Below are 6,953 nucleotides of genomic sequence, written 5' to 3'. Positions count from 1 at the left end.
TACGAATTGAATACGTTAAGGTAGATTACAAGGTAAATCCGAACCATAATACGTACAAGAGCGATGGATACAAGTATTTCAGGCCATTTCCCAACTTAAGATTTGCTTACAAAATTAACGAGCGCAATAGGTTAACTGCATTTTACAGTCAAAGGGTTGATAGGCCAAATGAGGTAGATATCAGAATATTTCCTAAGTATGATGAGCCTGAACTTTTAAAGGTTGGAAACCCAACCTTAAAACCCCAATTTACCCACATGGTGGAACTGGGCTATAAAAACAATTGGGAAAAAGGTTTTTTCTATCTTTCCGGATTTCATAAAATTGTAAATGGAACAATTACCAGAATAGCGACAATTGTGCCCGGTAATACCATTATTTATAACATTTTCCAAAATGCGGGAAGAAGCTACAATACTGGAGGCGAACTCTTAATTCAGCAGCGATTGGCACCATGGCTTTCCGTGAATATTAGCAGTACCATATACCAAAATACCATCAATGCTTTTACAGTTCAGAACCAATATCCAGTACCTACAATTTATAGCATGCGAAAAGAATCTATCTTATCTGGAAACCTGAAGTGGAATGCGCAATTGAAACTCGCAAAGAAAACGGATATCCAACTTTCGGCTACCTATCTCGCTCCCGACCTAATTGCACAAGGCAAAATTGGCTCGAGATTTTCAGCTGATTTAGGCATAAAAAAACAGATCCAAAATGGAAAAGGCGAACTATTTTTCAATGGCAACGATATTTTTAATACACTAAAAATTAAAAGGGAGATCAACGGATATGGGTTTCGTTTAACCAGTACCGATTATTTTGAAACACAGATTTTTAGATTAGGTTACAGTTATAAATTTTAAAGGTCTGCTTTTTATCTCCAGCGCCAGTGTACCGGCCATAAAAAACAGGCCAGCGGTTTCCCCCTTCTCTGAATTTGCATCCATTTTGTTTACCCAGGATGAAGGCAAGGTAATTTCGAATGCGCCGAGAAAAGATGCTGCAAAAACCACAAGCAACAGAAAGAAAAAGAAATTGAATATTCCGTTGGTGGAGAGACTGTTCAGCGCATCAGCCCCAAATATGACGGTAACCAGAAGTCCTAATACTACATAAATCAAGATGATGAAAAACCCGTAAAGCGATGCCTTGCGAAAAGCCCTGCCTTTTTCTGCACCTTTTGTAAAAAAACTAACGGTTAAGGGCATCATGGGAAAGATGCACGGCATCAGCAGGACAGCCATACCGCCAACAAAGCCGGCCAAAAAAATACTCCAGATGGTTCTGTGCTCCGGGTTTTGTGGTGCAGCTGTTTTTGTTGGTGAAACAACACTAGATTTTACAGGATCTTTCGAAACAGGGCTTTTAATTTTTGCCGCAGAAACCTCTTGCGAATCTTTGATCGCGGTAAAGGCAAGGTCATCGGGAGTCCTTTCCTGCTGCCCGGCTTGAGAAATCTGCGCCGTAGCAAAGAGCAATAGCAGGCCCAGGACAAATCTTTTTAGGTTTATCATCATCAGAATTGTATGTGTGTTTTTCTTTTTTTGACGGAACTTATTTAAACTTGAGGTTCAATGAAACGATATTTGAAACCAGGCTTGTTGAACGAGAATAGTGGCCATATCGCAACTCGAGCATATTTAAGCGCTGCCAGCCAAAAATACCCTTAGGCGGGGCAAAACGGATACCCGCTCCGTAAAAATCACTGGTGAGTGTAGACAGGTCATAATCGCTGGTAAAATATTGTTCCGATGACGCATGCTGCCCATAAGGTGCAAAGTATTTGGTTCCCACCTGATTGTTATAACGGTAGAAAGGGCTTATAGAAAAGAATGAACTGATCTTTACCGGTATTTCAAGTTCTGCAGTGTGTGCCCTTATGCCCCAGTTATCCATATAATAACGGTAGAAAGTGCGGATCACAAACCGGTCATCCAAAAAGTAGTTCATGCGCAGCCCGATAGGAAGCTTGTAACGCTTATCGGGCAGGGTTTCTGAACGCAGCGAGCCATCGGTAAAATAATTTCGCTGGTATTTAGTGGCGAGCAAGCCCTTCTGGTAGGATGGCTCCAAAATCAGTGAGGCCTGAAATTTCTGCGAAATTACCTGCGAGAGCGAAAAGGATGCACTAAAGGAATTCCTCGGCGCGGTATCGTATTGTTCTCCTCCCCTTCCGGTATTTCCCGTTCGCAGCTCGATTGGCAGGATAACCGTCCACTGATCCAAAAATGCCTGAAGTTTAAAGTCGAACTGGGTATTTTTGTCTTTCGATAAACGGGTTAAATTAAAGGCTGCTCCCATTGATTGGTAATCGAATTCTGTTGAATAAGATCCTGTGAAACCAAAGGAATTGCCGGTTTCTTCATTGGAGTGTGTCCAGTTTAAAGAAGGATAAATACGGGTATCTGCCGAAGATGCTGAAGAAATGGTATTAGGATCAATCTTATCAGATGAAGCAGAGGTATAATGATCTACCCCAAGTTCGAAAAGGAAAGTATTTTTTCTGCCCCTTTTATTGAATTTGGACATCTGCAGGTCAATGGTATTGGCAAAATCGCTTAGTTTCTCTGTACCTATCCCCCCTGTAACCGCAGAATTATTTCCATCTTGGTGGTAGTATGCTGAAACCAGATTAATCTCATCGATTTTGAGTTTTCTCGACTGGTATTTGCTGCTGTCTGCTTTTGCAGGCTCAGGCCTGGTTTGCGCATAAGTGCTCAATATACCGAAGTACATGAAAAGCACATGAAGATATATTTTTTTCATTTTCTGATCCTATTTAGTTACAGCCACAGCCACCACCGCTCTTGCCCCCGTTGGCACCCGAAGCGCCCTCGCGGTAAAGCTGAAAACTCTGTTCAAACTTTTGGGCCTTTCGGGCCGAAAGGATCATATCGGCATCATTAATCTTGTTTTTCTGATAGGCCTTTACGCTGCTGCAGGCAGTTAGCATACTGCTTAGTACAGATGTGGCAAGCAAGGAAAGGACAATTGTTCTGGAAATTTTCATATTTATATCACATTAATATTGTTTGAGGTATACACCCGATCATTATCATCGATAACAATACAGGCTACTTGTTTAATCTGGTTAATCAGCTCCAGCCCTATCTTTACGCCCATTACCACAACCGGCGTAGCCAGGGCATCAGCAAGCTCGGCACTTGGGCAGATGATGCTCACACTTTTTACACCGCTTACAGGCAGTCCGGTTTTGGGATCTATGGTATGGGAATAGCGTTTGCCACCAATCGTCACAAATTTTTCGTAACTGCCCGAAGTGGCAATTGCCATATCGCTGATCTTTAGTGCAGAAAACGGTCTATCGGTCTGTTCAGGGTCCGCAATACCCACGGTCCATGGATGACCGGTACTTTGAGTCCCCCAGGTTACCAGATCTCCTGCCGCATTCACAATCCCGCTTTTGATGCCCAGTTTTTGCAGCACCAATTTTGCCTTATCGGCGGCATAGCCTTTCCCTATTCCACCAAAACCGATACGCATGCCCTTATTTTTTAAGAACACGGTCGATTTCTCCTTATCCAGGGTTATATTCCGGTAATCAATGAGTCCAACGGATGCCAGGGCGGTTGCTTCATCGGGCAAGCTGGTCATACCCGGATCAAAGTTCCAGAGCCTTTTGTCTATAGAGCCATAGGTAAGGTCAAAAGCACCATCGGTAATTTCTGATATCCTGATTGACCGCTCGATCAGACCTACGACTTCCTCGTCTACTTTTACCGGGCTTAAACCGGCATGTTCGTTGATCAGGCTGGTTTGGCTGAGATCGCTGAAAGTGGTGAGCAGGTATTCTATCCTTCGCACTTCCGCTATGGCGGCATCTATGGCCGCATTACCTTCCTGCTCATGCTCAGCAATCAGAGTAAACTCAAACCGGTTCCCCATGAGTTTTAGTATCCGGTTTACAGAAACAGGTTTAGCCATTAGGAGATTATTTTTTTAGTTTATCGATTTCGGAAACAAAAGCCTGCGGTGTTTCATCCGGAAATCCGTCCCAGCTTTTGAGCACTTTTCCATTTTCATCAACCAGAACGGTATAAGGAAACTTGCCATCCTTGTTGTATGCCTCGGCCAATGATTCGTTGAGTTTGACCTGTTCTTTTGGAAGCTGGTTTTTCTTTTGCCTTGGAAAATCCGCTCTCACAAGTAGCAGATTGGAAGCGGCATATTGTTCAAAAGTTTCAGATTCCAGGATCTCCTTGCGCAGGCGGATGCAGGGACCGCACCAATCGGATCCGGAAAAATTGATAAGGATCTGTTTATGTGTGGCCTTAGCCTGTTTCTGCGCTTCTGTAAAGTTTACCATCCATGATGCAGGAATAATAAATAGCCCCAATAGGGCAACAAAAAGTAGTTTCATAATCTTAAGAATAAACTTTTAAAGTAGTCCCGGTAAGCTGGGTATTATAAACGGTTAAGGAGCGAGAAGCCGGACCATTGGTTACTGCGCCGTTTTCAGAAAAGGTTGCGCCATGGTTGGGGCAGTAAAAGCGGCTGTTTGCCGATTGGTAGGTAAGCGTATAACTTTCATGTGTGCACGATCGCTGCACAGCAATATAAGCCCCTGTTTTTGTTTTAGCGACAATAACACCATTTGATACCAAAGATCCACCATTGCTCAGCAGTGCAGCATTGGCAGCGAGGCTTAAATCGAGCGTAAAGTTTACGCCGGTTGGCCCGGTTGTATCCGTAGTGCTGTTGCCATCGGTTTTTTTGCAACCGACACAGTTTATAATTGCGAAAGCCGCTGCACTCATCCCGATGCTGTTAAGAAAATCTTTTCTGTCCATATTCTTTTTATAGTTAAAATGCGTAATGCAATGAAATATTCGGGCAATGTCCCGATGGATAACCTTTTGGTATCGACGGGATGTAGTGAATAAAATCTGTGTAAAAATTCTATCTATAAAAAAGCTTTACGTTTCCGCGTGCTTCAGCTACGGATTTATGAATGAGTTTTAAAAAAACAATAACTTGTAACAAAACTATAGACAAAGTCTGAAGACATCCTGAAGTTTTGATTAAAATTTGTTAAATATTTGTTAATCATATTTTTACTAAATGAGACGACTTAAGTAATTAGTCTTGCGATCAGAAATGCCGCCCCGGCAGCAATCAGGCCTATCGCTGTCACTTTAAAAGCACCCTTTATGGGCGGCTGGCCGGTTACACGGCTTTTAAAATAGCCAAATACAAAAAGACAAATGGTGGTCAGTATAGCGGAGAGGATCAGCCCATTCTGCGGCATTGAAGTAAAAAAATAAGCTGACAAGGGCAGCATACCGCCCACACAGTAAGAAAACCCGATAGTAAGGGCACTGTTGCGTGCCCTGTTGATATCCGGTCTCTCCAGGCCAAGTTCAAACTTCATCATAAAATCTACCCAGTGGTCTTTATTCCTACTCAACTGATCTACGATGAGGTCCTGTGCCTTTTCGTCCAGCCCATATTCGGCAAAGATTTCCTTCACCTCTTCTCTTTCCTTTTCGGGAACATTTTCTACCTCAAGGTATTCCCTTTTGAGTTCGCTCTCGTAATGCTCCTGCTCTGTTTTACCAGCCAGGTAGCCTCCCAGTCCCATGGCGATGCAGCCGGCAATGATCTCGGCAATGCCGGCGGTAATGATAATGGAATTGCTGCTTACCGCGGCGCTCAGGCCGGCGGCAAGTGCAAATGGAACGGTGAGCCCATCACTCATCCCGATAACGATATCGGAAATGAATGCTGAGCTTTTTAAATGCTTTTCATCATGTGGATTATTCATCAGCTTTATTTTTAAGTTTCATTAGCAGCGTGTAAGCGCCCCTGATCACAATCGGTTTTCCTTTTAAGGTCTCCGCATCTTTAATTTCAGTTCTTCCTGACTCGCTTTTACCGCTTTCGACCGGAGTCATTTTGAACTTATCAGGGGCGATTGCCACAAAAATGTATTGCTTGCCTTCGAAATCAACCAGCGCCTCATCAGGAAGCGTAGAAGAGCTGTTATTAGTCACCTGGATCTCTGCATTCATATACATCCCTGGGATAAGTGCCTTATCATAGTTTTCAAAATGGCAGTGAACTTCTGCCAGGTGGTCTGCCGATAAATCTTTGCTGATTAAAATAATCTCGCAATCATATTTTTTTCCGGGAACATTATTGCTGTAGGCTTTGAGTTTTTGGCCAATGCCCAGCTTTGGCAAATCCTTTTCAAAAACCTTAAGGTTGAGGTGAATATCGGCCGGATTAACCAATTCAAAAAGCACATCAGAAGGGTTTACATATTTACCGATATTTACATTTACCTTCGAAACAAAGCCGGTAATGGGAGAATATAAATTTATTCTTCTGGAAATATTCCGCTCGGTAAGCCTGGAGGCATTGATATTAATAAGGCTCAGTTTTTCAGCCAGTGCTCCCAAACTAATGCGCAACGTTTTATAGTCTGCCTCTGCCTGTTGGAATACCTTGTTGCTGCTGGCCTGGCTCTGGTTCAGCTCTTTCTGGCGGAAGTACTCTCTTTGGGCGAATTCAAGTTTAGCCTTTATCGTCAGATAATCCTGCTGCATCTGGATATACTGCTGATCTTCCATTTCTGCGATGGCCTCCCCCTTGCTCACATGCATACCTGGCAAAAGCTTGGTAGAACGCAGATAGCCACCAAGTGGCATACTTATAGAAACCATATTTTGGGGCGGTACATCTATGCTCCCGTTTACCCTGATCACTTCCGCAATATCTTGGTTTTCTATCTGACCGGTTTTGATTCCCGCATTTTTTAACTGGGGTGAAGTCAGTGCGACTACATCAGCTTGATCGGTGTGATCTGCTGCCTTTTCAGGTGCTGCTTTCTTTTGGCTGCAGGCTGTAAAAAGCAATATGACGAAGATTGGAATTATATTTTTCATCCTTATAGGGTTTATTTTTTATTGGCGATGCGGCGATCC

Annotated in this window: 9 protein-coding genes; 1 reads left to right on the top strand and 8 read right to left on the bottom strand. The window is 43.2% G+C overall.

The genetic code is table 11. From position 1 onward, the window contains the following. The coding region (locus tag ACIQXP_RS05895; RefSeq protein WP_387504854.1) for an outer membrane beta-barrel family protein at positions 1-869 on the top strand (869 nt) is incomplete at its 5' end. Here the strand turns inward: ACIQXP_RS05895 and ACIQXP_RS05890 are convergent. The 8 genes from ACIQXP_RS05890 to ACIQXP_RS05855 all read right to left on the bottom strand — a co-directional run bounded on the left by ACIQXP_RS05890 (position 846) and on the right by ACIQXP_RS05855 (position 6,914). Then, positions 846-1,523 carry a cytochrome c biogenesis protein CcdA gene (locus tag ACIQXP_RS05890; RefSeq protein ID WP_387504853.1) on the bottom strand — a complete coding sequence of 226 codons (678 nt, stop codon included), beginning with the start codon at positions 1,521-1,523 and terminating at the stop codon, positions 846-848. The two genes, ACIQXP_RS05895 and ACIQXP_RS05890, sit on opposite strands and share 24 nt — an antisense overlap. 37 nt (positions 1,524-1,560) lie before the next feature. Beyond that, complete coding sequence (locus ACIQXP_RS05885; protein ID WP_387504852.1) at positions 1,561-2,772, bottom strand: DUF3570 domain-containing protein; 1,212 nt, start codon at positions 2,770-2,772, stop codon at positions 1,561-1,563. 13 nt (positions 2,773-2,785) lie between these two features. Then, positions 2,786-3,016 (bottom strand): DUF4266 domain-containing protein, encoded by a 231-nt coding sequence (locus tag ACIQXP_RS05880; protein WP_387504851.1) that lies wholly within the window; start codon positions 3,014-3,016, stop codon positions 2,786-2,788. Between the two features lie 2 nt (positions 3,017-3,018). Then, positions 3,019-3,951: an FAD:protein FMN transferase gene (locus ACIQXP_RS05875; protein WP_387504850.1), complete on the bottom strand. Its 933-nt coding sequence runs from the start codon at positions 3,949-3,951 to the stop codon at positions 3,019-3,021. Positions 3,952-3,958: 7 nt separating this feature from the next. Continuing rightward, complete coding sequence (locus ACIQXP_RS05870; RefSeq protein ID WP_387504849.1) at positions 3,959-4,387, bottom strand: thioredoxin family protein; 429 nt, start codon at positions 4,385-4,387, stop codon at positions 3,959-3,961. A 4-nt stretch (positions 4,388-4,391) separates the two neighbouring features. After that, the gene (locus ACIQXP_RS05865) at positions 4,392-4,817 is read right to left on the bottom strand and encodes a QcrA and Rieske domain-containing protein (RefSeq protein ID WP_387504848.1); all 426 of its coding nucleotides are present in this window, start codon (positions 4,815-4,817) and stop codon (positions 4,392-4,394) included. Positions 4,818-5,098: 281 nt separating this feature from the next. Further along, positions 5,099-5,791 (bottom strand): VIT1/CCC1 transporter family protein, encoded by a 693-nt coding sequence (locus ACIQXP_RS05860; protein WP_387504847.1) that lies wholly within the window; start codon positions 5,789-5,791, stop codon positions 5,099-5,101. Further along, entirely contained in the window at positions 5,784-6,914 is a 1,131-nt protein-coding gene (locus ACIQXP_RS05855) for an efflux RND transporter periplasmic adaptor subunit (RefSeq protein WP_387504846.1), read from the bottom strand. The genes ACIQXP_RS05860 and ACIQXP_RS05855 overlap by 8 nt, the downstream gene beginning before the upstream one ends. Positions 6,915-6,953 lie beyond the last annotated feature (39 nt).

This window comes from Pedobacter suwonensis, from assembly GCF_044762335.1.
GTDB lineage: Bacteria > Bacteroidota > Bacteroidia > Sphingobacteriales > Sphingobacteriaceae > Pedobacter.
Note: the sequence above shows the minus strand (reverse complement) of the source record. Positions and strands in the feature narration are given on the sequence as shown.